Here is a 26,985-nt window from a genome sequence, read left to right as displayed (position 1 = left end):
GACACCTGCACCAGATCATGCCCTGATCGCGTGGCACCTGTCGCTGTCAGGGGCCTCCGATGCCGACCTACCGTGGTGTGACTGGCAACGCACCAGCCCATCCACCCGACGCCTCGGAGGCCCTCGTGCTCGGTCCCGTCCTCCTCACCGCCTCACGCTCCGCCCGCACCCGGGCCGCCGTCGAGGGATTCGCCCCGACCCGCAAGGTCGTCGACCGCTTCGTGGCCGGCGAGACCACCGCCGAGGGCGTCGCGACCTCCCGCGAGCTCGCCGCCGCGGGCCTGGCGATCACCGTCGACCACCTCGGCGAGGACGTCACCGACCTGGCCGGCGCGCAGGCCGTCCGGGACGCCTACCTCGAGCTGATCACCGGCCTCGCGCCGCTGGCGCTGGAGGCCGAGGGCGGCCGCTCCGGTGCCGCCGAGGTCTCCGTCAAGCTCTCCGCGCTGGGCCAGGCCCTGCCGCTGGACGGCCACGACATCGCGCTGCGCCACGCCCGCGAGATCACGGAGGCCGCGGCCGTCGCCGGCGTCTGGGTGAACGTCGACATGGAGGACCACACCACCATCGACTCCACCCTCGCGATCACCAACGAGCTGCGCGAGACCCACCCGTGGGTGGCCACCGTGCTCCAGGCCAACCTGCACCGCACCGAGGACGACGTCGAGGCGATGGCCAAGGCCGGCGCCCGCGTCCGCCTCGTCAAGGGCGCCTACAAGGAGCCCGCGACCGTCGCGTTCCAGGACAAGGCGGACGTCGACGCCGCCTACCGCCGTCACGTCGCCACCCTCATGGCCTCCGACGCCACCCCGATGGTCGCCACCCACGACCCGGCGATGATCGAGCTGGCCGTCGCCACCGCGGTCGCCGCGCGACGCGAGCCGTCCTCGTGGGAGCTGCAGATGCTCTACGGCATCCGCACCGACCTGCAGCGCGAGCACGCGGCCGCCGGTCGCACCGTGCGCGTCTACATCCCCTACGGCACCGACTGGTACGGCTACTTCATGCGCCGCCTCGCCGAGCGCCCCGCCAACGTCGCCTTCTTCCTCAAGGCGCTGGCAACCTCCTGACCCGTGACAGTTGCTGCCGGGTCACCGCCGGGTCGGCAGTAACTTGCCGCCGGGTCACCGCCGAGTCGGCAGCAGCTCTCAGCCGGCGGGGGTGAGGGACGGCAGCAGGGGCGCCAGGACGGCGGCGAGCCGCTCGCCCACCAGCGCGTGCCCGGCCACCTCCAGGTGGAGCCGGTCGGGCAGCGGGTGGGCCGCCTCGTCCTCGGCCCCGAAGAGGGCGAGGCCGTCGACCAGGTGCAGGTGCGGGTCCTCGCGCCGGGCCACGACCTCGGCCATCACCTCGCGGACGACCTCGAGCGTCAGCCGCCCGGCGGCGACCTCGGCCGGGTCACCGGTGGCGGCGAACGCGACGCGTCCCTCGGCCAGCGCCGCCGGGTCGAACGCGGCCGGGCCGGGCGTGGCCTCGTGGATCGCGCAGTGCAGCGCGCTGACCAGCACCACCGGGGTGGTCGGGTGGCCGTCGCGCACGGTGTCGAGCCAGCCGTGCAGCGCCGGGCCGAGCGCGCGGCGCCGCATCAGGTCGGCGTTGACCAGGTTGATGCCCAGCTCCATCGAGACCAGGTCTGCGGGCAGGTCGCGGATCGTGCGGGCGACGAACGGGTCGAGCAGCGCGCTGCCGCCGAGGCCGAGGCTGGTCAGGTGCGCGCCGGTGCGGCGGGCTGCGTCGACGACGAAGGTGCCGGTCGGGGACGCGGCGTTCGACCCCTGGCTCAGCGAGGAGCCGTGGTGCACCCACCGCGGAGCCTGGGTCGGCACCGGCTCGGCGGGCGCGTCGGTGCGCACCGCCACCAGCGCGGTGGTCTCGTCGTGGGGCAGCCACAGCGTCAGCGTCTTCTCGCCCGCGGGCAGGTCGGCGAACCGCAGCGTGCCGACGGGTCCGGGCTCGAGGGTGCGGGCACCGGTGGCCAGGTCGATGCGCTCGACGTCGCCCTCCGTGAGGCTCGCGCGGGCGACGCCCGTGCCGGCGCCACCGAGGGCGACCTCCAGCTCGTGCACGCCGTCGGGCCGCGGCGGGGCGCCGGGGTAGACGCGCTTGGTGGGCACGGCGTCGACCTCGAGCACGGTGGCGGCGGTGCGCAGCACGAGGCGGACGCCGGCGGGCTGGCCCTCGGCCATGAGCAGCTGCGGGTCGGGGCACCGGCGACGCGCCCAGGCCGGCAGCCGGTGCGGGCGGACGCCGCGGTCGGTGGTCTCGAGCTCGACGTGGCCGTGCAGGAACGGGGACGGGTCGTGCGTGATCAACGGTCTGCTCCGGGTGCGGGGTTGGCGGGGGTGGCGAGCGGCGTGGTGGGCCAGTGCCTGAGCGCCGCGTCGAGGGCGTCGATCGCCGCGCGCCAGGACTCCTCGGCGCCGGGCGTCGAGTGGCCGAACCCGCCCGAGGCCTCGAGGCTGACGAAGCCGTGCAGCACGGAACCGACGAGCCGGACGGCGTGCACGGTGGCCGCCTCGTCCAGGCCGTAGCCGCGCAGGGTGGCGGCGGTGAGCCGCGAGGTGCGGACGCCGTCGCCGGCGGCGGCCTGCTGCGGGGTGAGCGGCAGGCGGGCGGCGGCCGAGCGCCCGGGGTGGGCGCGCGCGTGGTCGCGGTAGGCATCGGCGAGGGCGTGCAGGGCCTCCCGTCCGGCGAGCCCCGCCACCGCCTCGGCCGTGGCGTCGGCGATCTCGGTGTGCGAGAGCATCGCGACCCGCAGCCGGAGGTCGTCGGCACCGGCGACGTGGGCGTAGAGGCTCGCGACCTTCACGTCGAAGCGGCGGGCGAGGGCGGAGAGCGTCACGGCCTCGAGCCCGGCCTCGTCGGCGAGGTCCGCGGCCGCTCGGGTGAGCACCTCGGTGGTGAGTCCTGCGCGTGGCATCCCGTCCCCTCTCCTCGCACTGACTACTGCACTATGGCATTTACCCAAAGGCTGTAGGAAATGGACGTGGCGAGCGCGACAGGCACCCCTACCCCCTCGGACCAGGCGGGTGGGCCGCGTGCCTCGCTAGCGTCGGAGTAGTTGCCGGCACCAACCACCTCGATCCGCCGGCGGGAGGCCCACCGCGATGTCGCAGACCAGCACACGTCCGTCCCAGGCAGAGCAGGAGACCCCGCGCCGGCTCGGCGCCGGCCCGGCGTTCGCCATGGCGGCGGTGCTGCTGGTGACGATGATCGGCACCACGCTGCCGACCTCGCTGTACTCCCGCTACGAGGAGTGGATCGGCTTCGGCGTCGAGATGACCGCGGTCGTCTTCGCGGTCTACGCCCTCGGCGTGATCGTCGCCCTGCTCGTCACGGGGCGGTGGTCGGACACGCTCGGCCGCAAGCCGCTCATGGCCGCCGCGCTCACGGTCGGGATCGCGTCCGACGTCGTGTTCCTCTTCGCCTCCGACAGCCTCGGCGTGCTGCTGGCGGGCCGCGTGGTCTCGGGGTTCTCGGCGGGCATCACGGTGGGCACGGCGAGCGTCTTCATCGTGGAGACGGCGGCCGGACGCCTCGGCTCCCGCGCCTCCGACGTCGGTGGCGGCGCGAACATGCTGGGGCTGGGCATCGGGCCGGTGCTCGCGGCCGTGCTGGTGGCGTCCGGGCCGTGGACGTTCCAGCTCACCTACCTGGTGCACGCAGCGCTCTGCGTCGTCGGCCTGCTGGTCCTGTCGACGGCCCGCGAGACGGTGGACACGCCCTCGCCCCGGCCCGCCGGTGCCCTGTCGCCGCTCAAGCCGGCACTGCCCGCGGAGGTCCGGGCCGACTTCGTGCGGGTCTCGATCCTCGCGTTCGCCGGGTTCGCCGTCTTCGGGCTCTACACCGCCCTCATCCCGACGGTCACCGCCGACGTCCTGGGCATCTCGGCCGCCGTCCCGGTCTCGCTGATCATCCTGGTCGCCTACGCGGCCTCCGTGCTCGGCCACCAGGTCGTGCGGCCGCTCTCGGAGCGCAACGCCACCCTCGTCGCCGTCGCGCTGCTCGTGGCCGGCATGGCCTGCCTCGCCCTCTCGCTGTGGCAGGCCTCGACCGTCGCGATCGTCTTCGCCGGCCTCTTCGGCGGCGCCGGCCAGGGCGTCGCGTTCAACCGCGGCCTCGCCGTGCTGACCTCGCGGGCACCCGGCGACCAGAAGGGCGCCGTGACCTCGACGTTCTTCGTGGTCTGCTACGTCGCGATCTCCGTGCCGGTGATCCTCGCGGGCATCCTCGTGGCGCACCTGGGCGCCGAGGTCGCGGGCCTGTGGTTCGCGCTGGCCGTCGCCGTGCTGGCGGTGGTCGCCGGCGTGCTCACCCTGGCGCAGGAGCGTCGCCAGGGCTGATCCTCGGCCCTGGGCAGAACGGGGGCAGAACGGAGCAGAATGGAGGTGCGCCTGTCGGCGCACGACCGTAGGTTCGCCCGGTGACCAGCCCGGCGAGCAGCCCCCTGAGAGTGCCGGCGTTCCGCTGGTTCTTCACCGCCGAGGTCGTCAGCTCCATCGGGTCGGCGGGGTCGGGCATCGCGCTGGCGTTCGCGGTGCTGGAGATCTCCGGCTCTCCTGCCGCCGTCGGCTGGGTGCTGGCTGCCTCCACCATCCCGATGGTCACCCTGATGCTCGTCGGCGGGGCCGTGGCCGACCGGTGGCCGCGGACCCTCGTGCTGCGGGGCACCAACGCAGTCATGTTCGCGACGCAGGGGCTGGCCGCCGTCCTGGTGCTGACCGGCGTCGCCGAGATCTGGCACCTGGTGGTGCTCGGACTGGTCAACGGCACGGCCGAGGCGCTGGGGTACCCGGCGTTCCACGGGATGATCCCGGTGCTGCTGCCGGCCGAGCGGCGCAAGGCCGGGTACCTGCTGTTCAGCCAGGCCAGCAGCGCGACCGGGATCGTGGGGCCGGCCCTGGTGGGCCTGGTGGTCGCGACCGCCGGACCGGGCTGGGCGATGGCCTTCGACGCGGCCACCTACCTGTTCGCCGCGGTCTTCCTCGGGCTGCTGCGGCTGCCCCGCTCGGAGCGCGCCGCCTCGCGCAGCAGCGTGCTGGCCGACGTCCGGGCCGGGTGGACCTACGCCCGCGAGCTCGGCTGGGTGATCCCGGTGTCGTCGTACTCGCTGGTGTTCAACGCGCTCATCGCGGGCGGCATCGGCGTGCTCGGGCCCGTCATCGCGGAGGGCACGATCGGTTCCGACGGGTGGGGCCTCGCCCGGTCGGCGCAAGCCGTGGGCGTCATCGTCTTCGCCTGGCTGCTCGGCCGCGCGTTCGCGGGGCGCTTCCTGCGGCGTCCCCTCGTCGCCTGCATCGTCGGGTTCGGCGTGCTGGGGACGCCCATCCTGGCGCTCGGCCTCGGCGGGCCGCTGCCGGTGCTGATGGCCGCGTTCCTGGTCGCCGGTGGTGGCTCTGCCCTCATCGAGGTGACCTGGGGACTCGTGGTCGCCGAGAAGGTGCCCGAGGAGATGCTCTCGCGCATCCAGTCGATCGACGGGTTCTTCTCGTTCGTCGGCATGCCCGTCGGCCAGCTCGTCGTGGGTCCGCTGGCCGTCGCGATCGGCACCCGTGACGTCGAGCTCGGGCTCTACGCGCTCTTTCTCGGCGTGATGGTCGCCGGGCTGTTGCGGCCGGTGCTGCGGCGGGTCGAGCTGGACGAGCCCGCGCGGGTCTAGCGGCCGCCGTCGACGAACCGGAACAACGGCCGACGCCCGCAGCCTCTGATCGGGTCGTCGCAGGTCAGAGAACTGCGGGTGAGGGTCGTCCGGGCGTTGTTCCGGTTGGTCGACGGGGCCTGTCGGTGCGGCGGTCTCAGACGAGGGGGACGACCTTCTCCGCGAACCGCTTCTGGTCGGCGACGTAGTCGGGGAAGGTGAGCGCGACGGCGTCGACGCCCGAGGCCTCGAGCGAGCGCAGCGAGGCCGCGACCCGCTCGTAGGAGCCGACCAGCTGCGGGGAGAAGAAGCAGGCACCGGCGACCACGGCCGCGCGGTCGTCGTCCGGCATGGTGACGCCCTCGAGGACGCGCTCCTGCACCCGCAGGTTGCCCTTGGAGGCCTCGCCCTCGGTGTCCTTGCGGGCCGCGCCGGAGAGGTTCGCCATCGCCACGCGGTCGACGTGGTCGGCGTAGCGCATCGCCTCCTCGATGGCCTCCTCGTCGGTCTCGCGGGCGATGATCCCGAGCAGGGCGGCGGGGGCGACGGTCCGGTCGAAGACGGACGCGCCCTGGACGAGACGGGCGCTCGCGTCCGCGATCACCTCGTGGTCGCCGAGGATGAACGACACGTCGGCCAGCTCGGCGGCGGCCGCCGTGGAGGCGGGCGACTGGCCGGCCATGATCACCGGCACCGGGCTCGGCGGGGTCGGCTGGACGAGGCAGTCCTCGAGGTCGAAGAACTCGCCGTGGTGCGTGAGGCGCCCGGTCTCCCACAGGCCGCGCAGCACGCGGATGTACTCGGCGACGTAGCGGTACCGGTCGGCGTAGTAGGAGTCGCCGGGCCACACGCCCATCGGCGCGTACTCGTGGCGGTTCCAGCCACCGACGATGTTGAGGCCGAAGCGGCCGCCCGAGGCGTCCTGGATGGTGGCGGCCATCCGCGCGACCATCGCCGGGTTCATCGACAGCACGCCGACCGACGCCCACAGCCCGATCCGGGAGGTGTGCCCCGAGAGCGCCGACATGAGCGTGAGGGACTCGGCGCTGCGGTCCATGAACCCGTCGCCGTCGTCGCCGTACCCGCGGAACTTCACCATCGAGAACGCGAAGTCGAAGCCCAGCTCCTCGGCGCCCACGGTGATCTCGCGCAGCAGCTCGAACGTGGGCTCGTAGCTCGGCGAGGCGTGGGAGTAGATGTAGCCGTCGTTGGTGGTGGGCAGGAAGACGCCGTACTTCACGTCTGGCTCCTTCGGTCGCGGGGACGAGGCGGGGCGGCAGGACCTCCAGTGCAACCGCACGGCGTTCCCGACGGCTGTCGGTGGGATTGAGCGTTCGTTACGCGGGCCGCCGCGGACCAGGGGCGTGACGCCGGCAGCGCTGACCAGCCACGACGGAGGAACGGGCCGTCGGGCGACGCGATGTCCGCCGTCCGGCGGGGCGGTCCGCCGTGGCCCGCGGTTTCGAGACAGGACTTCGTCCACCATCGGCCGCCTGCCCGAGCAGCGGGCAGCCCCTCCCCGCGGGTGGGGCGGGTGCGGCAGGCTGGCGGCATGGACGTCCTGCGCAGCAAGACCCTGCTCCGCCCGCCGGACCTGCGGCGGGCCAAGCACTTCTACGGCGAGGTGCTGGGCCTGAGCGTGATGCGCGAGTTCGGCGACCCGGCCGAGCTGTCGACGGTCTACTTCCTCGGCGGCGGGGCGCTGGAGCTGACCGGGCCGCCGGGCCCGCCGGCCACCGGCGTCACCCTGTGGCTGCAGGTGCCGGACGTCGCGGTCGAGCACGCCCGCCTGGCCGTCCAGGGGGTGACCGTCACGCAGGAGCCGCAGCTGATGCCCTGGGGCCTGGTGGAGTGCTGGATCACCGACCCCGACGGGGTCGCCATCGCGCTCGTCGAGGTGCCGCCCGAGCACCCGCTGCGCCGCGACCCCCGCTGAGCGTGGCCGACGGCACGCGCCGGGTGCGGGTCGCCCCGCTGACCCGGCTGATCGCGCCCGAGCACCGGCTCGACCTGCTCCAGGTGGTCAAGGCGGTGCTCGCCACGGTCGCCGCGTGGCTGGTCGCCACCGAGGTCCTCGGTCTCCAGTCGGCCTTCCTGGCGCCCTGGACGGCCCTGCTCACGGTGCACGCGACCGTCTACCGGTCCGTGTGGCGCGGCGCGCAGTCGGTGGCCGCCACCGGACTGGGCATCCTGCTCTCGTTCGCCGCCGCCACCACCCTTGGGTTCGGGGCGCTGCCGATGGGGCTGGCCGTGCTGGTCGGACTGCTCGTCGCCCGCACACCCGGGCTGCGCACCGAGGGCGTCACCGTGGCCACCACCGCCCTGTTCCTGCTCACCTCCGGCTCGGGCGACGAGCCCGTCCTGCTGCTGCACCGCTTCGCCGACACGCTGGTGGGCGTGCTCGTCGGCATCGTGGTCAACGTGCTGGTGGTGCCGCCCCTGGACGCGGGCACGGCCGAGCGCAGCCTCGTCCGCGTCTCCGCGGGGCTGGGTCGGCTGCTGCGGGGCATCGCCCGCGACGTCACCGGCTCCGCCCCGCTCACCCGGGAGACCACTCAGGCCTGGATCACCGAGACCGCCCGCCTGGATGCCGCCCTCGACCGGGCCGAGAACCAGCTGGCCACCACCCGTGAGGCCCGCTGGTACAACCCTCGGCGCAGGCGCGGGCACGACCCCGACCGGCTCGAGGAGGCCCGCCGCGGCCTGGAGGAGGCCATCACGCAGGCCCGTGCCGCGGCCCGCGTGGTCGACCGCTCCACGTGGGAGGCGCACACCTGGGACGACGACTTCCGCGAGCGGTGGGCCCGGCTGCTCGACGGCCTCGGTGCCCGTCTCACCCACGCCGAGGAGGACACCCACGTGCTCGGGCAGGACGTGGCGGACGAGGTGGGCGACCTCGTCCGCACCCTCTCGGTGGCCGACCTGCCCGACCGGCACTGGCCCGTCTACGGCGCCCTGCTCGTGGCCGTGCGCGAGCTCGCCGGAGCCGTGGACGCGGCCGTGGGCGAGAGCGACGCCCGCACGCCGGACGCGGAGCAGGAGCAGCCCACCCAGGACGAGGCGGAGGACCCGGCTCAGTAGTCGTCGTCGTGCTCGGCGACCACCGCGGTGGCCCGGGTGGCGGCCGCGACGAGCGCAGCCACCGCCGGCCGCGCGGACGAGGCCTCCAGCGAGGCGAGCATGACCCGGCGGCTGATCGTCTCCACCAGCTCGGCCACCTGCACGCCCTCCGGCAGCAGCCCGCGACCCAGGTCGCTGACCAGGGTCACCCCGAGGCCGGCGTCCACGAGCGCGAGGGCGGTGGCCTGCTCCTCGACCTCGTGCACCACGCGCGGAGTGAAGCCCGCCCGCGCGCACGCGGCCCGCACGGCTCGGCCGTAGTAGGTGGACTCGCTGGCGAGGATCCAGTCGCGGTCGGCCAGCTCGGCCAGGCCGACGGAGCTGAGCCCCATGCCGGTGCCGGTCACGAAGTCGTCGCGCAGGTCACCGGCGGCGGGCAGCGCCACCGCCAGCCGGTCGGTGCCGACGTCGGCGAACGAGAGGCCCGTCGACCACGTCTCCGGCGCCTCGGGGTAGTCGAGGATGAAGGACGCGTCGAGGCGGCCGTGCTTGAGCTGGACGACGGCGTCCTCCGGATCCACCTCGCGGGTGCTGATCCGGATGTGCGGCGCGCTGCGGTCCAGCTCCTCGAACAGGGTCGGCACCAGGCCCGAGGCGACCGAGGCGAACACGCCGATCGTGAGCCGGACCTCGGCGGCCTGCCGCGTCCGCTCCACCGCCGCGCGGGCCGCGGCCTCGGCCGCCAGCAGGCCCTCGGCGTGCTCGAGCAGCACCCGCCCGGCCTCGGTCAGCCGCACCGTCCGGCCGGCCTTCTCGAGCACGGGGGTGCCCAGCTCGTCCTCGAGCGCGGAGATCTGCTGGGAGACCGCCGACGGCGTGAAGTGCAGGGAGCGGGCGGCCGCGGAGAGGCCTCCGTGGTGGGCCACCTCCTGCAACGTGCGCAGGCGGACGAGGCTCAGCACCGCGTCTCCCGGCTCGGGTGGACGCGCACGCTCGACATGTAAGCAACGCTAACAGGAAGCGATGATTTTCTTTCGCTGGTGCTGTTGCTTCGGACGGCTCACCATGGAGGGGACGCGGCCGATCAGGTACCGCGTCATCGTCATGTGTGGAGGTGTGTGAAGTGTCCCTGATCGACGTCGCCGGGTGGACCGGCGGTGTGATCGTCCTCGTTCCCTACGTGCTGGTCGCGCTGGGTCGGATGAGCAGCAGCAGCCAGGCCTACCAGTGGCTGAACGTCGTCGGCGGACTCCTCCTCATGGGCACGGCGCTGCAAGCGCACGCCATGCCGAACGTGGCGATCAACGTCGTCTGGATCGGCGCCGGCATCCTCACGCTCGTGGCCGCCGCCGTGCGCGGCGCCCGCGCGCACCGCGGCACCGAGCTGCAGGCCGTGCCCGCCGAGCGGCTGCCCGCGCTGCCGCCGCAGCCCAACCGGCACGAGGACGACCTCTGCGACACCCTCGTCATGGAGGCCGTCGCCTGAGACTCCCGCCGCCGACCGGATCGATCGGTCGGCGGCGGGGCACCAGCCTCAGCCGCGCAGACGCTCCTTCTCAGGGACGGGCGCGAGCACGTTGCCGGGGCCGTCGTCAGCGCGTCGCCCGAGCGCGAAGGCCCGGGCCAGCGGCCCGACCAGCAGGTCGTAGACCGGCGGCGCCCACAGGAAGCCGAGGCGCGTGAGTGCGTTGGCGGGCCCCACCGAGACCCGCCGGCGCGGCCGCTCGAGGCACCGCACGGCGGCCCGCGCGACCCGGTGCGGGGAGACCACCGGCGGAGGCGCGGAGCCGTGCCTGCCCAGGTACGTGCCGGCCTGCTCGTAGACCGGGGTGTCGACGCCACCGGGGACGACCAGGGACACCCGGGCGCGGGCGGCGCGGCCGCGGTTCTCCTGCTGCAGCGTCCGCACGAGCCCGTGCACGCCCCACTTGGCGGTCGCGTAGCCGCCCATGCCCGGCACCGTCACCTCGCCCAGCAGCGAGCCCACGACCACGAGCGAGCCGACCTCGCCACGGCCCGACCAGTGCCGCAGCGCCGTGCGCGCCACGTTCACCGTGCCGCCGAGCGAGACCGCGAGGGCGTGGTCGAGCACCTCGTCCGGCACGTCCTCCACGCGGCCGTAGGCGAGGACGGCGGGGCAGTGGACGACTCCCGTGAGGGCGCGTCCCCGGCCCGCCGCCCAGGCCGCCGCCCGGTCGATCAGGTCACGCACCTCGGCGGCCGACGACACGTCCGCGACCACGGGCAGCGTCGCGCCCTCACCCGCGCTGACGGCGACCGCCCGCTCCAGCGCCTCCGCGCTGCGCGAGGCCAGGACGACGTCGTGGCCGGCGGTCCGCAGCAGCGTGACCACGGCGAGACCGATCCCGCTGGAGGCCCCGGTGACCAGCACCGCTCCCCCGCCCGGGTGAGCGGAGGAGGTCGATCGCCGCCGGTCGTGGCCCGGTTCACGCGTTCTCAGTGACATCTCAGCCCCCTGGGCGGACTCCCCCGCCTGTTCCTGGGTAGTCAGTTGGTCGTTGCACCACTCAACTATCTGGAGCGGGCGCGGCCCGGTGGCCACGACCCCAGTCAAGGAGGAGTCGCATGAGCACACATCGCCCGGTCGTCGTCATCACCGGAGGGACCGGCGGCATCGGCCGCGCCACGGTCCGTGAGTTCGCCGAGCACGGCTACGACGTGGCCGTCCTCGCCCGGGGCCGCGCCGGCCTCGACGCCGCCGTCGAGGAGGTGGAGCAGCGGGGCGCCCGGGGCCTGGGCCTCTCCGTCGACGTCGCCGACGGCGAGGCCGTCGAGGCGGCCGCCGACCTGGTCGAGGAGCAGCTCGGCGAGATCGACGTGTGGGTCAACGTCGCGTTCGCCGGGGCTCTCTCCTACTTCTGGGACACCACTCCGGAGGAGTACCACCGGATGACCGCCGTGACCTACGACGGCCAGGTCAACGGGGTGCGCTCCGCGCTGAAGCGGATGCGCCCGCGCGACCGCGGCGCGATCGTGAACGTCTCCTCGGCGATGGCGCACCGCGCCATCCCCCTGCAGTCCGCCTACTGCGGCGCCAAGCACGCCGTGAAGGGCTTCACCGAGTCGGTCCTGACCGAGCTCAAGGCCACCGGCAGCCACGTCACCATCGGCCTCGTGACGCTGCCGGGCGTCAACACCACCCAGTTCGCCTGGAACATGAACAAGATGCCGCAGCACCCGATGCCGGTGCCGCCCATCGTGCAGCCCGAGGTGTGCGCGAAGCAGGTCCGGCACTCCGCGGAGACCGGCAAGCGCAACGCGTGGGTCGGGATCGCCACGGCGTACACGGTGTTGGGCAACCGGCTCGCCCCGTCCTTCGTGGACTGGTACCTGGCACGCACGGGCGTGACGTCCCAGCAGACCGACCAGGCGCTGCCGCGCTACGGCTCCAACGTCTTCGAGCCCCGCGACGACCAGGTCGACCGCGGCGCCCGCGGCCCCTTCGACAAGGGGGCGCTCGAGCACGACCCGGTCTCGATCATCGGCCGGCACCGCGGGGCCGCCATCGGCGCCACGCTGGCCACGGCCGCGGCCGTCGTCGGCTCGCTCGCCCTGCGCCGGCAGGCGGCCTGACGTGGCCGGGCAGGTGGACCCGGCAGCCCGGGCACCCCGGGGGGAGGCCCGGGACGACGATGGGTTCGCCGACCTCGGCCGCTACGGCGTCCTCGGCGACGGGCGAGGCGTCGCCCTGGTCGCGCCGGACGCCTCCGTCGACTGGTGGGCCACGCCGGACCTGGACTCGCCCCCGACCTTCGCGGCGCTGCTCGACCCCGAGCGGGGCGGTGCACTCCGGGTCTGCCCGGACGCCGACGTCCTGGAGACCGCCGCGCGCTACCTGCCCGGCACCAACGTCCTGGAGACGACGCTGGTCACCGCGTCGGGCACGCTGGTCGTGCTCGACGCGCTCGACTCCGGCCGCTCCGGCCCGCTCCCGTGGAGCGAGCTCGCCCGACGCCTGACCTGCACCGACGGGGAGGTCACCGTCACGCTCGAGATCGCGCCCGGTGACGGCCTGCGTGCGTGGCAGCCGTGGGTCGAGGAGACGTCGGCGGGCGTGGTGGTGCACGCCGGCCCCACGGTGGTCGGCCTGCGGGTGAGCGACGAGGCCGCGCTGCACGTGGAGCACCGGAGGGTGCTCGTGCGCCTGCACCTGACCGCGGGCGAGCGGACGACGGTGGGTCTCGTGGCCTCCGAGGCCGACCCGGTCTTCCTCTGCGACGTCGCCTCCGTCGACGCCCGGCTCGACCACACGGTCGAGTCCTGGCGCTCGTGGGGCGACTCGGTCGTGTGGGACGGCCCGGAGCGCGACCGCATGGTGCGCTCCGGCCTGGCGCTCAAGACGCTGTTCATGACGACCTCGGGCGCCATCGCCGCCGCCGCGACGACGTCGCTGCCCGAGCGCGTGGGCGGCGAGAAGAACTGGGACTACCGCTTCACCTGGGTCCGCGACGCCGCCATGACGATCGACGCGCTCGCGGCACTCGGCCTGGAGGAGGAGGTGCACGCGGCCATGCGCTGGCTGCTGCACGCCATCCGCGACCACGGACCCGACGTCCAGGTGCTCTACACCTTGGACGGCGACGTGCCCACCGCGCTGGAGGAGCCGGACGTCCCCGGCTACCGCGGCTCCCGCCCGGTGCAGCGCGGCAACCGGGCCACCGGCCAGCTGCAGCTCGGCGTCTACGGGCACCTGTTCGGCGCCGTGCTGGGCTGGGTCGAGCGCGGTCACGTGCTCGACCCCCGCACCCAGCGCGAGCTCTCCGACCTCGCCGACATCTGCGCCGACCGCTGGCGCACCCCCGACGCGGGCATCTGGGAGCTGGAGGAGAACCAGCACTGGACGTCGTCGGCGATGAGTGTCTGGCACGCGCTGGAGTGCGCGGCCGCCCTCGCCGACCGGGGGCAGCTGCACGGCGACGGCCGCCGCTGGCACGGCGAGGCGGAAGCCGTGCGGGCGTGGGTGTGGGAGCACTGCTGGTCCGAGGTGGCCGGCGCCTGGGCCGCCCGTCCGGGCACCGACGACCTGGACGCCTCGGTGCTGCTCGGCGCCATCACCGGCTTCGACCGCAGCGAGCGGATGAGCAGCACCCTCGACGCGGTCGGGCAGCGGCTCGGCGTGGAGGGCACCGGGCTCCTCTACCGCTACACCGGTGCGGAGAAGGAGGAGGAGACCTTCCTGGCCTGCGCGTTCTGGCGGGTCCACGCCCTGGCCCTGCTGGGGCGGGCCGACGAGGCGCGCGACCTGCTGAGCTCGCTCGACCACCTCAGCGACCCCGAGGGGCCAGGCCACGGCCTGCTGGCCGAGATGGCCACGCCCGACGGCGTCCCCACCGGCAACCTGCCGCAGGCGCTCAGCCACCTCGCGCTGATCGGGGCCACCGCAGCACTGCGCGTGGTGGACGAGGGGGACCAACCGGCCGTCCCGGTCGACCCGGCCCCCACGGGCAAGGGTGGTGTCGCGTGAGCGCCTTCCTGCCTCGGGCCCTGCACACCCGGGCCGGGCGCCTCGGGCTCGCCCGCTCCGTCTGGGGCCTCGCGGCCCTCACCGTGCCCGGGCGCGTGGCCACCGTGCTGCCCGGCGCGCGCGACGACCGGTTCACCCGCGGCATCGGCCGCGTGCTCGGCGCGCGTCACCTCGCGCAGGCGGTGCTCTCGGGGCCGGACCCGACCCCCAGCGTGCAGGCGATGGGCGTGTGGGTGGACGGCGCACACGCGGCGTCCACCCTCGTCCCCGTGCTCACGGGCAGGCCCTTCGACGCGCCCGCCCACCGTTGGGCTGCGCTGGTCGACGGGGGGATCGCGGCGACCTGGGCCTACGTCGGCTGGCGCGGGCTACCCGTGCAGACCGGCGAGCCGGCCGGCGGGTTCCGGGCGGACGCGGCGCGGGTGCTCCTGCGCCGACTGCCCGGGGGCGTCCCCCTGCTGAGGCGGGCCGGGCTCGGGTAGTACCCCCTTCAACGACCGCGCGGGTGGGATGGGGTGGGGGATCGCGGGTAACGCAGAGGTGGCCCGGGAGCCGCCCCGCCTACGTCGGCGGGTGGCCGACCACCCCCCGCGCTCCCCCGGACCATGGTCCGACGGCGGGCGGAGCGACTCCCGGGTCCCCCTGCGGGGGCGCACGGGGAAGCATGCGACCGCGCGCTGCGTTGTACGGGCGACAGGCGATCGCCCGGCGACGAACCAGAGTGCGCTGACAGCCGCGTCGACCCGGGGGAATAACCCCTCTAGGGGTTGCGTTGGGGCTGGTGATCTTCCCCGAACCGAGAGGAGCCGCCGACATGGCGACCATCGACCTGACCAAGGACGACTTCGAGAAGACCGTGACCGACAACCAGATGGTCCTGGTGGACTTCTGGGCGTCCTGGTGCGGTCCGTGCCGCCAGTTCGCGCCCGTCTACGAGCAGGCCTCGGAGACCCACGACGACATCGTCTTCGGCAAGCTCGACACCGAGGCCGAGCAGGAGATCGCCGCCGCGGCGCAGATCACCTCGATCCCCACGCTGATGGCGTTCAAGGCCGGTCACCTGGTCTTCGCCCAGCCCGGCGCCCTGCCGGCCCAGGCCCTCGAGCAGGTCATCACCGCGGTGAAGGACCTCTCCGTGGAGGAGATCGAGAAGGCCGTCGCGGAGCAGCAGGCCCAGCAGTCCTGACGCCACGAGACCCCCGCGCCCTCACGGGCAGCGGGGGTCTCGCACGTCCGGACGAGTACCGACCGCGGCTCAGCCGCGCAGCCGCTCCACGGCGCTCATGCCGTGGTAGACGACGAGCGCGGCGACCGAGCCCAGGGCGATGCCGGTGACGGTGACGACGTCGCTGCCGGGCGCGAGGTCGAGCGTGAGGTCGCCGATGCCGATCACCAGCGCGACGGCTGCGGTGAACTGGTTGACCGGGCGGTTGAGGTCGACCCGGTTGTCGACCCAGATCTTGATGCCGACGACGCCGATGAGGCCGTACAGCGCCACGGTGACACCACCGAGGACGCCGGCCGGGATCGTGTTCACCAGCGCACCGAACTTGGGCGAGAGGCTGAGCAGGACCGCGACGATCGCGGCCACCCAGTAGGCGGCCGTCGAGTAGACCCGCGTCGCGGCCATCACGCCGATGTTCTCGCCGTAGGTCGTGGTGCCCGAGCCGCCGCCGGCGCCGGCGAGCGTCGTGGCGATGCCGTCGGCCAGCAGGGCGCGGCCGGTGCGGGCGTTGACCTCCTCGTCGCCGGTCAGGTGCGCGACGGTGCGCACGTGGCCGACGTTCTCGGCGACCAGCACCAGGACGACCGGCAGGAACGCGGGCAGGACGGTCCAGGAGACCGTCGGGGTGGCGAAGTCGGGGACCCCGAGCCAGGCCGCGTCGCGCACCGGGGCGAAGTCGACGACGCCGGCGACCGCTGCCACCACGTAGCCCACGACCACGCCGAGCAGCACCGACAGGCGGGCGGCCATGCCCTTCAGGCCGACGGCGATCAGCAGCACCGCCGCCAGGGTCACGAGCGCCACCCAGGGGCTGACCTCGACGTTGGTGGTCGCCGCGCCCGCCAGGTTGAGGCCGATGAGCGCCACGATCGAGCCGGTGACGACCGGCGGCATCAGCGCGTCGATCCAGCCCGCGCCGGTGAGCAGCACGACGCCGCCGACCAACGCCAGGAGCAGGCCGGTGGCGAGGATGCCGAACAGTGCGCTGCCCGTCGTCCCCGCGGCCGTGGCGGCCGTGATCGGGGCGATGAAGGCGAAGGACGAGCCGAGGTAGCTGGGCACCCGGTTGCCCGTGATGACGAGGAACAGCATCGTGCCGACGCCGCTGAAGAACAGCGTGGCGGTCGGCGGGAAGCCGGTGATGATCGGGACGAGGAACGTCGCCCCGAACATCGCGACGACGTGCTGCGCGCCCAGCCCGATCGTCCGCGGCCACGACAGCCGCTCCGTGGGGCGCACGACCGCCCCGTCCGCGACGGTCTTGCCGTCGCCGTGCAGGTCCCATCCGAGGCTCATGCGCGGCATCCTCCCGGACGCGTGCCCACCTCAACCAGTCCCGGGCGGCCCCGGTGGTCGAGGTGCGAGGCCGTCCACGGCCCCTCCGGTGGTCGAGGTGCGAGGCCGTCCACGGCCCCTCCGGTGGCGCTCGTCACACCTCGATCACCGGTGGGGTCAGGGGCGCTCGTTGGACTGCTCGTAGGCGAACTTGCCGCCACCGTCGACGTGCAGCACCGAGCCGGTCATGAAGCCGTTGGTCAGCGCGAGCAGGACGGCGGCGACGACGTCGTCCACCTGACCCACGCGGCCGACGGGGTTGGTCCTGGCGGTGTTCTCGAACATGGCGGCCTTGTCGTCGGCCGGCATGGAGTCCCAGACGCCGGAGTCGATGATGCCGGGCGAGACCGCGTTGAAGCGCAGCGGCGCGAGCTCGACGGCCAGCGACTCCACCAGGGAGGCGACGGCGGCGTTCGTGGTGCCCATGACGGCCAGGCCGGCGGCGGGCTTCCAGGCGACGACGCCGGAGAACAGGACGAAGGAGCCGCCCTCGCGCAGCCGCGGCGCGAGGTGCTTGGCCAGCAGGACGGGGCCGACGATCTTGGCGTCGAAGGCAGCGCGGATCGCGTCCTGCTCGAGCTCGCCCACGGGGCCGTTGGCGTGGTTGGCGGCCAGCGAGACGACGTGGTCGAGCTCGCCGAGCTGCTCGCCGGCGGCCTTGATGCTGGCCTCGTCCTCGAGGTCGAGGCGGATGCTGTCGGGGCCGGGCTCGACCTTGCGGCCGGCGACGACGGCGCGGCCGCCCTGGGCACGGACGGCGTCGGCGACACCGGCGCCGATGCCGCTGCTGCCGCCGACGATCAGCACGGTCTGGCCGGCCAGCGGGTGGGGTGCGAGCGGGTTGGTCATGTCAGGTCTCCTCCGGGTGACGACTGCGGTGTCCACCTGGCACAACCCGCGGCACGCTGGCGGACCTTCCCGTCGCCGGATCGATTGTTCGACGCCGTGCCATGCACACACCGAATGGCAGACTTGGGGCCGTGCCCACGCTCCGTGCCCTCGAGTGCCTGCTCGCGGTGGTGGACGCCGCCAGCGTCACCGGCGCCGCCCGCGCGCTGCACGCCTCCCAGCCGGCGGTCTCGCACCAGCTCGCCGCGCTCGAGTCGGAGGTCGGCGTCCCGCTGCTCGAGCGCCTGCCTCGCGGGGTGCGCCCCACCGCGGCCGGCCGCCGACTGGTGGAGCGCGCCCGCGTCGCCGTCACCGCCGCGGACGAGGCGGTGCTGGCCGCCCGCGACGAGCGACTCTCCGACCTGCGGGTGGGCTGCGCCGAGAGCTTCACCGCGTCGCTGCTCGCCCCGGCCCTGGCGGACTGGTGGGCCCACTGGCCACCGGGCGACGCCGCGGCCCCCGGGTTCGCGCTGACAGAGGGCTCCAGCGCCGACGACCTGGCCGCCGCCGTCCGCCGCGGGGACCTGGACGTGGCCGTCTGCCCGCGCCCGAGCACCTGGCCGGGCGTCGCGGACGTGGTGGGCCACGAGGAGCTGGTGGTGGTCTGCTGGCCCGGTCACCGCTTCGCCGGGCAGGGATCCGTCGACCCGGCCGACCTGGACGGGGAGGACGCCGTGGGCCTCGTGGCCGGCAGCGCGTTCGACGCCTGGGTGAGCGGCCGGCTGGCCGAGGCCGGTGCCCGGGCGCGGGTCCGGCTGCGGACGCGGCAGATCGGCGCCCTGGCGCCGCTGGCGCTGGCGGGGCTGGGGGTCGCGGTCGTGCCGACGACGGCGATCCCCGCCGACTTCACCGGCCCGGTGCGCCCGTTCAGCCGCCCGCTGCAGCGCGACGTGGTCGCCCTGCGCCGCACCACCGGCGACCCGCTGGCCGAGCGGTTCGTCGAGGTGCTCGTGGCCCGGGGCGTCCCGCGCCGACCCTGATCCCCGCACCCAGCCAGCCCCTCCCCCGACCGGCCGACCGGCGACGCAGGCTTCTCACCTCGTCGTGACAACCCTGCAACAGCCGTCGACTTCGATCTGGGGATGAGCACGAGCGAGCAGGCCACCGCGGACACCGCCGAGCCGTCCGAGCCGCAGCCGGACGCGACCGGGGTCGTCTACCGGCTCGAGGACCGACCCCCGCTGCCCACCACCCTGCTGGCGGCGCTCCAGCACCTGCTGGCGATCTTCGTCGGCATCGTGACGCCCACGCTGGTGCTCTCCGGTCCGCTGGGGCTCGAGCCCGAGGACACCAACTACCTGATCTCGATGGCACTGATCGTCTCCGGCGTCGCCACGTTCATCCAGGTGCGCCGCATCGGGCCGATCGGCTCGGGGCTGCTGTCGATCCAGGGCACCAGCTTCGCGTTCCTGGGCCCGATGATCGCCGCGGGCACCGCCGTCGGCGGCGGCACCGCGGCGCTGGCGATGATCTACGGCATCACGCTGGCCGGGTCGTTCATCGAGATGGCGCTGAGCCGGGTCATGCACCTGCTGCGCAAGATCCTCACCCCGGTCGTCACCGGCACGGTGGTCTGCCTCATCGGGCTCTCCCTCATCGACACCGGCATCACCGACATGGCGGGCGGCGCGGCCACGATCGGCACCGACGACTTCGCCAGCGGCAAGAACCTCGCGGTGGCCGGCGTCGTCCTGGTCACCGTGATCGCGCTCAACCGCAGCCGCAACACCTACGTGCGGATGGGCGCGATCGTCATCGGCCTGGTCGTCGGCTACGCGGTGGCGGCGCTGCTCGGCATGGTGACGGCGCCCAGCCTGTCGGGCCTGCCGGTCGTGAACGTGCCGGTCCCGTTCGCCTACGGCCTGGACTTCTCCTGGTCGCTCTTCCTGCCGGTGGCCTTCATCTTCCTCATCACCGCGATCGAGACCACCGGTGACCTCACCGCCACCTCGATGGTCTCGGGCGAGCCGGTGAAGGGCGAGACCTACGTGCGCCGGATCAAGGGCGGCGTGCTCGGCGACGGCGTGAACTCCGCGCTCGCGGCGGTCTTCAACAGCTTCCCGAACACCACGTTCAGCCAGAACAACGGCGTCATCCAGCTCACCGGCGTCGCCAGTCGCTGGATCGGCATGTTCGTGGCCGGGATGCTCGTGCTGGTCGGTCTGTTCCCCGTCGTCCCGGCGCTGGTGACCTCGATGCCGCGGCCGGTGCTGGGCGGCGCCACGATCATCATGTTCGGCACCGTGGCCGCGGCCGGCATCAAGATCATCGCCAGCAGCGAGAACAAGCTCGACCGCCGCGACGTGCTCATCCTGGCCGTCTCGTTCGCGCTCGGCCTCGGCGTGGAGCTGGTGCCGGACGTGCTCAGCCACCTGCCCGCCACCGCGCAGTCGGTCTTCGGCTCGCCCATCACCACCGGCGGCCTCACCGCGATCGTGCTGAACCTGGTGCTCCCGCGGGAGAAGGCGAGCTACGAGGAGGCCGCCGAGGGCGAGACCATGGCGGCGTGACCTCCGCCTCCGCCTCTACCTCCACCTCCGCACCGCGCCGCCTGCACCCGCTGACCGACCCGGCCGATGCCGCGACGCTCGAGGCCGCGCTGGCCGCGGTCTCCCCCGGCGACCCGCTCGCCTGGATGTACCTGCACTGGCGCCGCGCGGAGGCCACCGGCGCACTGCCCTGCGCCTGGTTCGTCACCGAGGACGAGGCGGGGCTGCCGGCCGGTCTCGGGCTGGCGGTCTGCAAGCCGGTGGCCGTGGGCGGGTACGGCTCGGGCCTGGTCTCGGTGGTGCCCGAGCAGCGGCGCCGCGGCGTGGCCACCGCCCTGCGCACCGCGCTGGAGGAGGCCGCGGCCGGGCAGCTGCCGGGCCTGGTCTACGAGTACCGCGAGGACGAGGCGCCCGCCGAGGCCGCCCGGCTCGCCTGGGGGCTGACCGTGAGCGAGCGGCACCACGAGTCGGTGCTGGCCCTCGACGAGGCGACGGTGCAGCGGCTGGCCGCCGTCCGCGTGCCGGAGGGGGTCGCGCTCGAGCCCGTCGAGGACCTGGACGGGCTCGGCGAGGCCGCCTGGCGGACGCTGCACGCGCGGTTCGCCGCGATGTTCGCCGACGCCCCCGACGTGGCCGACGGCGACGCGAACGTGCCCTACGAGGTCCTCCGCGGGCTCGTCACGCAGCCGTGGATGCTGCTCCTGGCCCGCGACGCCGCCGGTGACCTGCTCGGGCTGACGATGGTCACCGAGCGCCCGGGCGAGGACGAGGCCGCCAACACCTTCTTCACCGGCACCGAGCGGCACGCCCGCGGCCGGGGCGTGGCCACGGCGGTCAAGGCGCACCAGGCGGTGCGGATGGCGCAGGCCGGCATCACCCGGCTCTACACGCAGAACATGGTGGGCAACGAGCCGATCCTGGCCGCGAACCGCCGGCTCGGCTTCGTCCACGCCGTCACGACCTGCGACGTGCCCGTCGCGCTGCCGGGCGGACGCGCCCACGCCTGAGGCGGTCAGGCCGTGGGCGCCACGACCCGGTGCCGACCGACCGGCAGCACCAGGGGCCGCCCGGAGACCGGGTCGGGCACGACCTGGGACTCCAGGCCGAAGACGTCGCGCACGACGTCGGGGGTCAGCACCTCGTCGGGGTCGCCGGCCGCGTGCAGCCGGCCCTGCCGGACCGCGACGAGGTGGTCGGAGTACCTCGCCGCGAGGTTGAGGTCGTGCAGCACCATGACGACGGTCGTGCCGCGCTCGCGGTTGAGGTCGGTGAGCAGGTCGAGCACCTCGACCTGGTGGGCGACGTCGAGGAAGGTGGTCGGCTCGTCGAGCAGCAGCAGGTCCGTCTGCTGGGCCAGGGCCATCGCGATCCAGGCCCGCTGCCGCTGCCCGCCCGAGAGCTCGTCGACGGGGCGGTCCACGAGGTCGAGGGTGCCGGTGGCGCGCAGCGCCTCCTCGACTGCCGCCTCGTCCGCGGCGCTCCAGCGGGCCACGAGCCGCTGGTGCGGGTGCCGGCCGCGGGCCACGAGGTCGCCGACGGCGATGCCCTCGGGCGCGATCGGCGACTGCGGCAGCAGGCCCAGCGTCCGCGCCACCTCGCGGGTGTTCATCCGGTGCACGTCGCGTCCGTCGAGCACCACCTGGCCGCTCTGCGGCTTCAGCAGCCGCGCCATCGCTCGCAGCAGCGTGGACTTGCCGCAGGCGTTGGCACCGACGATGCACGTCACCCGACCGGCCGGCACGGCCAGCGAGAGGTCCGTGACGACGGTGCGGTCGCCGTAGCCCAGCGTCAGCGCCTCGGCGGCGAGGGTGTGGTCAGTGGTCACGGTGCCTCCTTCGGGCGCGACATCAGAGGGAGCCGCCCGCCCGGTTGGTCCGGACGAGCAGGTAGACGAGGTAGGGCGCCCCGAGGACGCCGGTGATGACGCCGACGGGGTAGCGGGTGCCGAACGCGTACTGGCCGAGCAGGTCGGCGGCGAGCACGAGCACGGCACCGACCAGGCCGGCCGGCAGCAGCAGGGATCCGCCGGGCCCGACGACCCGGGCGGCGATCGGCCCCGCCAGGAAGGCCACGAAGGCGATCGGCCCGGACGCGGCGGTGGCGAACGCGACGAGCCCGACGCCGGCGACGATGCACAGCAGCCGGGTCCGCTCGACCCGCACGCCGAGGGCGGCGGCCGAGTCGTCGCCCTGCTGGAGCAGCTCGAGGTTGCCCGACTGCGAGGCCAGCAGCGGGCCCAGCACGGCGATCGCGACGAGCAGCGGCAGCACCCGGCCCCAGTCGGCGTTGTTGAGGTTGCCGGTCAGCCACCGCATCGCCACCTGCAGGTCCCACTGGGCGGCCCGGACGATCACGTAGGAGACGACGCTGTCGAGCATCGCCGCCACGCCGATGCCCATGAGGATCAGCCGGGTGCCGACCACGCCGTCCTTCCAGGCCAGCAGGTAGATGGCCAGGGCGGTGACCAGGGCGGCCGCGATCGCCAGCACGGACGTGGCGGTCTGCCCGACCTCGAGCACCACCAGGCAGATCACGGCCGCGGCCGACGCGCCGGAGCTGATGCCGATGACGTCGGGCGAGGCCAGCGGGTTGCGCAGCATCGTCTGGAAGGTGACGCCGCCCAGCCCGAGGGCGAGGCCGCTGAGCAGGGCCAGCGAGGCCCGCGGCAGGCGCAGCTCGCCGACGGTGAACGACGCGCCCGGCACGGTCTCCCCGAGCAGGACGCGCAGCACCTCGCCCGGGGAGTAGAAGGTCTGGCCGAGCATCAGGGAGACGGCCAGCAGGACCAGCGCGAGCAGCGCGAGGCCGCCGGTGACGAGGCGTCGGCGTCGGGTGCGTCGGCGCCGGCCGAGCGCGACGGTGCCGGGGACGGTGGGCGCGGGGCCGGGCGCGGGAGTGGGTGTGGGGCCGGTCATGACGCTCACAGGGCACGCACCTTCTGCCGGCGGACGATCCAGAGGAAGAACGGGGCGCCCAGCAGGGCGGTCACGATGCCGACGTCCACCTCCTCGGGGCGGGCGACGAGGCGACCGACGACGTCCGCCGCGACCAGCAGCACCGCACCCACGAGCGCCGAGAACGGCAGCTGCCAGCGGTGGTCGACGCCGACCAGCAGCCGGCACACGTGCGGCACCGCGAGGCCCACGAAGCCGATCGGGCCGGCGACGGCCGTGGCTGCGCCGGCCAGCACCACGGCGCCGGTGGCGGCGAGGAGCCGGGTGCGGCCCACGTGCGCGCCGAGGCCGGCCGCCACGTCGTCGCCCAGGGCGAGCGAGTTGAGGCCGCGGGCGGAGGCGAGGCTGAGCAGCACGCCGAGCGCGAGGAACGGCAGCACCTGGAGCGTCTTGTCGGTCTCGGCGCCACCGACACCGCCGATCTGCCAGAACCGGAACGAGTCCATCACGTCGATCCGCGGCAGCAGCACCGCGCTGATCAGCGAGGAGAGGGCCGCGGACGTGGCGGCGCCGGCCAGGGCGAGCTTGAGGGGCGTCGCCCCGCCGCGTCCGAGCGAGCCGACGAGGTAGACGAAGGTGGCTGCCAGCGCCGCGCCCGCGATGGCCACCCAGATGTAGCCGACCGGGCTGCTCAGCCCGAAGAACGCGATCCCGCACACGACGGCCAGGGAGGAGCCGGTGGTGACGCCGAGGATGCCGGGGTCGGCGAGCGGGTTGCGGGTCACGCCCTGCATCACGGCGCCGGAGAGGCCGAGCGCTCCGCCCACCAGGATCGCGAGCACCGTGCGCGGCACCCGCTTGCTCACCGCCGCCTGGGCGATGGTGTCGGTGGAGCCCGAGAGCCCCGCGGCGATGTCGGAGACGCTCACCGCGCGCACCCCGAACGCGACCGAGGCCGCGCACACCAGGGCGAGCAGCCCGAGCGTGGCCAGCACCCACCCCAGGCGGACGGGGGTGGGCCGGGTGCGCGCACGCGGCACCCCGCCCCGTCCGGCCGTGCCCGTGGTGGGCGTGGGGGACGAGGCGGGGGCCGGGGCGGGACGCGGGGGCGTGGCTCAGCCCTCCAGCGGGGCCGCGAGGGCGTCGAGGTAGTCGTCGATGCCCCACGAGATCGACAGCGGCGTCGGGTTGGCCGCGGCGGCCAGCGGGGTGCCGTCCTCGAGCACGGCGACCCGCCCCTCGGCGACGGCCGGGATCTGGGAGAGCAGGGCGTCGTCCTGCATGGCGGCCAGCAGGGCGCCGTCGGCGTCGCCGTAGGTGACGATCAGGTCGACGTCGGAGAGCTCGTCGGCCCGCTCGGCGCTGACGGTCGTGTAGAACTCGTCGGTGCCCTCGGACTCGGCGGCGACCACGTCGGGGGTCTCCATGCCGTGGGCGGTCAGGAAGGCCGGGCGGGTGTCGAGCGAGGTGTAGAACCCGATGGTGCTCAGGTCGTTGGGGTCGATGTAGGCGAACATCACCTTCTTGCCGAGCAGCACGTCGTGGGCGGAGAACGAGTCGTCCACCTCGGTGTCGAGCTGCTCGACCAGGGCCTCGCCCTCGTCGGCCATGCCCATGGCGGTGGCGTTCATGGTGATCATGTCGTCGACCGAGGTGCCCCAGGCGTTCTCGGGGTAGGCGACGACCGGGGCGATCTTGCTGAGGGTGTCGAAGTCGTCCTGCGTGAGGCCCGAGTAGGAGGCCAGGATGACGTCGGGCTGGGTGTCGGCGACGGCCTCGAAGTCGATGCCCTCGGTCTCGTCGAAGAGGACGGGTGCCTCGGCGCCGTCCGCCTCGAGCTCCTCGACGGTGGGCTCGACCCACGGGAGGATGCCGTCCCCGTCGTCGTCGCCGTAGCTGGCGGCGGCCATGCCGACCGGCATCACGCCGAGGGCCAGCGGGACCTCGTGGTTCATCCACGCGACCGTGGCGATCCGCTCGGGCTTGCTCTCGATCGTGACCTCGCCGAAGGCGGTGTCGATCGTGACCGGGAAGGCGCTGCTGCTCGCGCTGCTCGCGGCCTTGCCCTCCTCGCTGCTGGACTCCTCGCCGCAGCCGGCGAGGGCGACGGTGAGGACGGCGGCCGCCGTGACGGGCAGCATGCGGCGCGTGAGGCGCATCGGGGTCTCCATTCGAGGACGGCGCTCGCGCGCCACGAGGTTAGGCAGACCTAATGTAGGCATGCCTTACCTCAGTGGCGCAACCCGGGGGGTCCTCCGCGCTCGGCATGAAGATCCTGTGCAGGCGTGGCTCAGTGCACGGGAGTACCTGCTCACCGGCCGTACGGACCACCAGGTGACGGGTCGTCCCGCTCGCGTAAAACCCTCGGGAATGCGGGGCGAATTCGTCCATACCGGCACGGAACCGCAGGTCGGACGAGCATCCTTGCCGGGAGTTCCCCGCAGGTCGACGCCCCCAGCGACGGTCTGCACCCCTCACGGCCACCTCCCCCAGAGGTGACGTGCCGGGGGACCCAGACCCCGTGGACCACCCTCCCCCAGAGGGCCCGCGGGGACCCTCACACCCATCACGGACGGATGCCCCAACATGCTCCATGAACTCTGGGAAGACCCCTGCGCGCCCGCAGATGCCCGCTACGCCGTGTGCCCGGCCGGACCCGAGGGCGACGCCCTCCGCGCCGGCCTCTCGCACCAGGCCCGCCGCCGCGTCACCGTGCACGCGGTGAACCAGCTGGAGGCCATGCTCCAGATGTACGACCACCTGCGCAGCGCGCCCGCCTGCTGAAGCCGCGCCACACCGGCGCGACATCCGCACCACATTCGCGCCACACCCGGGCCGAGCAGCCCGCTGAGCCGACTGGGCGGCTCAGCGGAGCACCTCCGTCCACCGCAGGGTGCGGCCGTGCCCGTGCGTCTGCGCGAGCATCCGCCCGTCCAGGCCGAGCACGAACGTCGAGTGCCCCTCCGGGATCGGCGGCCCGGTGCGGGTGACCGACGGCAGCACGTTCTTGCCCTCGTTGCTGATCCACCGGCACGCACCCTGCGCCACCAGGCCGCGCACCAGCGCGTCGTAACGGTCGCGGTCCGCCGGCGACAGGTAGGCGATCACGGCACTGTGCAGGACGACCGGGGTCCCGTGCTCCGAGGCTTCCTCGACGAGCGCGGGCAGCGTCTCGACCAGGTCGCCGGTGCGCAGGTCGGGCGGGTCGCTGCGGGCGATCGCGATCGCCTCGCGCAGCCGCGTGCGGCGCTCGTCCTGCTCGGGCCAGACCAGCGTCTCCAGCCACGCCATGGCGTCGGTGTCGGTGACGTCGAGCGGGTGCAGGTCGACCCCGCCGCGCCACGCGACCTCGGGCAGCCTGCTCGGCAGCGGCGGCGCCTCGTCCCCCTTCACCGCGCACGGCAGGCGGGGCTCCTCGCCCAGCAGCACCCGCTGGCCGTCGGGCAGTGCGTAGTCGTAGCCCCAGCGGTCGGGGTAGAGGCACAGCCCGGCCGACGCGCCGACCTCGAGCAGCGCCAGCGGCCGCTCGCTCTCCTCGGCCACGCGTGCCAGCGCCGGGAGCAGCGTCGCGAGGCGTCCGACCTCGTTGGTCTGGGTGGCGCGCTCGAGGATGGTGGTCATGATGCTGCCGTCGTCGCCCAGGAGCGCCTCGCGCAGCGCCGCGTACGGGCCGGGCGCCGGCACGCCGTGCCACCGGGCGGCGGCGAGGACGAGGTTGGGCTGCTGCTTGATGCCGGGCAGGGCCGCGACCCAGGCGCTGACCTCGGGGTCGGCCGCGACACCCTCGGCCCAGTCGGCCATCGTCGCGGAGTCGGCGCGGGCGTAGGACGCGAAGTCCGCGTAGGACTCCGCCACGGCGGCGTAGGGCTCCATGCCCGCGACGCTAGCGGGTCGGGCGCGGCCACGGCGGGGCCAGGCAGCGACCCCCGTCACGCCGGCCCGCTCACCCCTGGGGGCGAGAAGGGGAACCC

At 74.2% G+C, this 26,985-nt stretch carries 26 protein-coding genes; 14 read left to right on the top strand and 12 right to left on the bottom strand.

Annotation, left to right across the window (positions count from 1 at the left end):
• The first annotated feature begins 125 nt into the window (after positions 1-125).
• Positions 126-1,070: a proline dehydrogenase family protein gene (locus M8316_RS08120; protein WP_250053592.1), complete on the top strand. Its 945-nt coding sequence runs from the start codon at positions 126-128 to the stop codon at positions 1,068-1,070.
• A gap of 78 nt (positions 1,071-1,148) precedes the next feature.
• Here the strand turns inward: M8316_RS08120 and M8316_RS08115 are convergent, their stop codons facing one another.
• Positions 1,149-2,312, bottom strand: a complete 1,164-nt coding sequence (locus M8316_RS08115; RefSeq protein ID WP_250053591.1) for an SGNH/GDSL hydrolase family protein — start codon at positions 2,310-2,312, stop codon at positions 1,149-1,151.
• Complete coding sequence (locus M8316_RS08110) at positions 2,309-2,920, bottom strand: TetR/AcrR family transcriptional regulator (RefSeq protein WP_250053589.1); 612 nt, start codon at positions 2,918-2,920, stop codon at positions 2,309-2,311. Before M8316_RS08110 ends, M8316_RS08115 begins: the two co-directional genes overlap by 4 nt.
• 187 nt (positions 2,921-3,107) lie before the next feature.
• Here M8316_RS08110 and M8316_RS08105 point away from each other — a divergent pair, with 187 nt between their 5' ends.
• Positions 3,108-4,343, top strand: coding sequence for an MFS transporter (locus tag M8316_RS08105; RefSeq protein WP_250053588.1), 1,236 nt, complete (start codon positions 3,108-3,110; stop codon positions 4,341-4,343).
• Positions 4,344-4,423: 80 nt separating this feature from the next.
• A complete protein-coding gene (locus M8316_RS08100; protein ID WP_250053586.1) occupies positions 4,424-5,659 on the top strand; it encodes an MFS transporter in 1,236 nt (411 codons plus the stop codon).
• A 136-nt stretch (positions 5,660-5,795) separates the two neighbouring features.
• Here the strand turns inward: M8316_RS08100 and M8316_RS08095 are convergent, their stop codons facing one another.
• The gene (locus M8316_RS08095; RefSeq protein ID WP_250053584.1) at positions 5,796-6,878 is read right to left on the bottom strand and encodes an LLM class flavin-dependent oxidoreductase; all 1,083 of its coding nucleotides are present in this window, start codon (positions 6,876-6,878) and stop codon (positions 5,796-5,798) included.
• Positions 6,879-7,190: 312 nt separating this feature from the next.
• Here M8316_RS08095 and M8316_RS08090 point away from each other — a divergent pair, with 312 nt between their 5' ends.
• Positions 7,191-7,574 (top strand): VOC family protein, encoded by a 384-nt coding sequence (locus M8316_RS08090; protein WP_250053582.1) that lies wholly within the window; start codon positions 7,191-7,193, stop codon positions 7,572-7,574.
• 2 nt (positions 7,575-7,576) lie between these two features.
• Positions 7,577-8,719 carry an FUSC family protein gene (locus M8316_RS08085; protein WP_250053580.1) on the top strand — a complete coding sequence of 381 codons (1,143 nt, stop codon included), beginning with the start codon at positions 7,577-7,579 and terminating at the stop codon, positions 8,717-8,719.
• Here the strand turns inward: M8316_RS08085 and M8316_RS08080 are convergent.
• Positions 8,713-9,660 carry a LysR family transcriptional regulator gene (locus tag M8316_RS08080; protein WP_250053578.1) on the bottom strand — a complete coding sequence of 316 codons (948 nt, stop codon included), beginning with the start codon at positions 9,658-9,660 and terminating at the stop codon, positions 8,713-8,715. The two genes, M8316_RS08085 and M8316_RS08080, sit on opposite strands and share 7 nt — an antisense overlap.
• 161 nt (positions 9,661-9,821) lie before the next feature.
• On the opposite strand from M8316_RS08080, the gene M8316_RS08075 reads away from it, so the two are divergent.
• Entirely contained in the window at positions 9,822-10,184 is a 363-nt protein-coding gene (locus M8316_RS08075; RefSeq protein ID WP_250053576.1) for a CBU_0592 family membrane protein, read from the top strand.
• Positions 10,185-10,232: 48 nt separating this feature from the next.
• Here M8316_RS08075 and M8316_RS08070 read toward each other — a convergent pair whose 3' ends face one another.
• Entirely contained in the window at positions 10,233-11,090 is an 858-nt protein-coding gene (locus M8316_RS08070; RefSeq protein WP_250053574.1) for an SDR family NAD(P)-dependent oxidoreductase, read from the bottom strand.
• A 194-nt stretch (positions 11,091-11,284) separates the two neighbouring features.
• On the opposite strand from M8316_RS08070, the gene M8316_RS08065 reads away from it, so the two are divergent.
• From M8316_RS08065 to trxA, 4 genes are all read left to right on the top strand, one after another.
• Positions 11,285-12,292: an SDR family oxidoreductase gene (locus M8316_RS08065; RefSeq protein WP_250053572.1), complete on the top strand. Its 1,008-nt coding sequence runs from the start codon at positions 11,285-11,287 to the stop codon at positions 12,290-12,292.
• Between the two features lies 1 nt (position 12,293).
• The gene (locus M8316_RS21040) at positions 12,294-14,183 is read left to right on the top strand and encodes a glycoside hydrolase family 15 protein (RefSeq protein WP_250053570.1); all 1,890 of its coding nucleotides are present in this window, start codon (positions 12,294-12,296) and stop codon (positions 14,181-14,183) included.
• Positions 14,180-14,665: a hypothetical protein gene (locus M8316_RS08055; RefSeq protein ID WP_250053568.1), complete on the top strand. Its 486-nt coding sequence runs from the start codon at positions 14,180-14,182 to the stop codon at positions 14,663-14,665. Before M8316_RS21040 ends, M8316_RS08055 begins: the two co-directional genes overlap by 4 nt.
• A 332-nt stretch (positions 14,666-14,997) precedes the next feature.
• The gene (gene trxA / locus M8316_RS08050) at positions 14,998-15,369 is read left to right on the top strand and encodes a thioredoxin (protein WP_250053566.1); all 372 of its coding nucleotides are present in this window, start codon (positions 14,998-15,000) and stop codon (positions 15,367-15,369) included.
• Positions 15,370-15,438: 69 nt separating this feature from the next.
• On the opposite strand, the gene M8316_RS08045 is transcribed toward trxA, so the two are convergent.
• Both M8316_RS08045 and M8316_RS08040 read right to left on the bottom strand, forming a co-directional pair.
• Positions 15,439-16,704 (bottom strand): uracil-xanthine permease family protein, encoded by a 1,266-nt coding sequence (locus M8316_RS08045; RefSeq protein WP_250053565.1) that lies wholly within the window; start codon positions 16,702-16,704, stop codon positions 15,439-15,441.
• 156 nt (positions 16,705-16,860) lie between these two features.
• Complete coding sequence (locus M8316_RS08040) at positions 16,861-17,592, bottom strand: SDR family oxidoreductase (RefSeq protein WP_250053564.1); 732 nt, start codon at positions 17,590-17,592, stop codon at positions 16,861-16,863.
• 131 nt (positions 17,593-17,723) lie between these two features.
• On the opposite strand from M8316_RS08040, the gene M8316_RS08035 reads away from it, so the two are divergent.
• From M8316_RS08035 to M8316_RS08025, 3 genes are all read left to right on the top strand, one after another.
• Entirely contained in the window at positions 17,724-18,611 is an 888-nt protein-coding gene (locus M8316_RS08035) for a LysR family transcriptional regulator (RefSeq protein WP_250053563.1), read from the top strand.
• Between the two features lie 102 nt (positions 18,612-18,713).
• The gene (locus M8316_RS08030; RefSeq protein WP_250053562.1) at positions 18,714-20,141 is read left to right on the top strand and encodes a nucleobase:cation symporter-2 family protein; all 1,428 of its coding nucleotides are present in this window, start codon (positions 18,714-18,716) and stop codon (positions 20,139-20,141) included.
• The gene (locus tag M8316_RS08025) at positions 20,138-21,127 is read left to right on the top strand and encodes a hypothetical protein (protein WP_250053561.1); all 990 of its coding nucleotides are present in this window, start codon (positions 20,138-20,140) and stop codon (positions 21,125-21,127) included. Before M8316_RS08030 ends, M8316_RS08025 begins: the two co-directional genes overlap by 4 nt.
• 5 nt (positions 21,128-21,132) lie before the next feature.
• On the opposite strand, the gene M8316_RS08020 is transcribed toward M8316_RS08025, so the two are convergent.
• The 4 genes from M8316_RS08020 to M8316_RS08005 form a co-directional block, all read right to left on the bottom strand.
• Positions 21,133-21,945, bottom strand: a complete 813-nt coding sequence (locus M8316_RS08020; protein WP_250053560.1) for an ABC transporter ATP-binding protein — start codon at positions 21,943-21,945, stop codon at positions 21,133-21,135.
• A 22-nt stretch (positions 21,946-21,967) separates the two neighbouring features.
• Complete coding sequence (locus M8316_RS08015) at positions 21,968-23,035, bottom strand: FecCD family ABC transporter permease (RefSeq protein WP_250053745.1); 1,068 nt, start codon at positions 23,033-23,035, stop codon at positions 21,968-21,970.
• A 5-nt stretch (positions 23,036-23,040) separates the two neighbouring features.
• Complete coding sequence (locus M8316_RS08010) at positions 23,041-24,054, bottom strand: FecCD family ABC transporter permease (protein ID WP_250053559.1); 1,014 nt, start codon at positions 24,052-24,054, stop codon at positions 23,041-23,043.
• Between the two features lie 75 nt (positions 24,055-24,129).
• A complete protein-coding gene (locus tag M8316_RS08005) occupies positions 24,130-25,173 on the bottom strand; it encodes an iron-siderophore ABC transporter substrate-binding protein (protein ID WP_250053557.1) in 1,044 nt (347 codons plus the stop codon).
• 427 nt (positions 25,174-25,600) lie between these two features.
• On the opposite strand from M8316_RS08005, the gene M8316_RS08000 reads away from it, so the two are divergent.
• Positions 25,601-25,798 carry a hypothetical protein gene (locus M8316_RS08000; protein WP_250053755.1) on the top strand — a complete coding sequence of 66 codons (198 nt, stop codon included), beginning with the start codon at positions 25,601-25,603 and terminating at the stop codon, positions 25,796-25,798.
• Positions 25,799-25,879: 81 nt separating this feature from the next.
• Here the strand turns inward: M8316_RS08000 and M8316_RS07995 are convergent, their stop codons facing one another.
• The gene (locus M8316_RS07995; protein WP_250053555.1) at positions 25,880-26,887 is read right to left on the bottom strand and encodes a DUF2332 domain-containing protein; all 1,008 of its coding nucleotides are present in this window, start codon (positions 26,885-26,887) and stop codon (positions 25,880-25,882) included.
• Positions 26,888-26,985 lie beyond the last annotated feature (98 nt).

It is taken from the genome of Nocardioides bruguierae (assembly GCF_023554635.1).
Classification (GTDB): domain Bacteria; phylum Actinomycetota; class Actinomycetes; order Propionibacteriales; family Nocardioidaceae; genus Nocardioides; species Nocardioides bruguierae.
The sequence above is the reverse complement of the archived record's forward strand: the minus strand, read 5'-3'. Positions and strand labels throughout refer to the sequence as shown.

Coding starts and splice junctions, on each gene's coding strand:
- M8316_RS07995 (WP_250053555.1), bottom strand. CDS start 26,887: ATGGAGCCCTACGCCGCCGTGGCGGAGTCCTACGCGGACTTCGCGTCC.
- M8316_RS08040 (WP_250053564.1), bottom strand. CDS start 17,592: ATGACCAACCCGCTCGCACCCCACCCGCTGGCCGGCCAGACCGTGCTG.
- M8316_RS08090 (WP_250053582.1), top strand. CDS start 7,191: ATGGACGTCCTGCGCAGCAAGACCCTGCTCCGCCCGCCGGACCTGCGG.
- trxA (WP_250053566.1), top strand. CDS start 14,998: ATGGCGACCATCGACCTGACCAAGGACGACTTCGAGAAGACCGTGACC.
- M8316_RS08045 (WP_250053565.1), bottom strand. CDS start 16,704: ATGAGCCTCGGATGGGACCTGCACGGCGACGGCAAGACCGTCGCGGAC.
- M8316_RS08030 (WP_250053562.1), top strand. CDS start 18,714: ATGAGCACGAGCGAGCAGGCCACCGCGGACACCGCCGAGCCGTCCGAG.
- M8316_RS08105 (WP_250053588.1), top strand. CDS start 3,108: ATGTCGCAGACCAGCACACGTCCGTCCCAGGCAGAGCAGGAGACCCCG.
- M8316_RS08005 (WP_250053557.1), bottom strand. CDS start 25,173: ATGCGCCTCACGCGCCGCATGCTGCCCGTCACGGCGGCCGCCGTCCTC.
- M8316_RS08000 (WP_250053755.1), top strand. CDS start 25,601: ATGCTCCATGAACTCTGGGAAGACCCCTGCGCGCCCGCAGATGCCCGC.
- M8316_RS08110 (WP_250053589.1), bottom strand. CDS start 2,920: ATGCCACGCGCAGGACTCACCACCGAGGTGCTCACCCGAGCGGCCGCG.
- M8316_RS08065 (WP_250053572.1), top strand. CDS start 11,285: ATGAGCACACATCGCCCGGTCGTCGTCATCACCGGAGGGACCGGCGGC.
- M8316_RS08015 (WP_250053745.1), bottom strand. CDS start 23,035: ATGACCGGCCCCACACCCACTCCCGCGCCCGGCCCCGCGCCCACCGTC.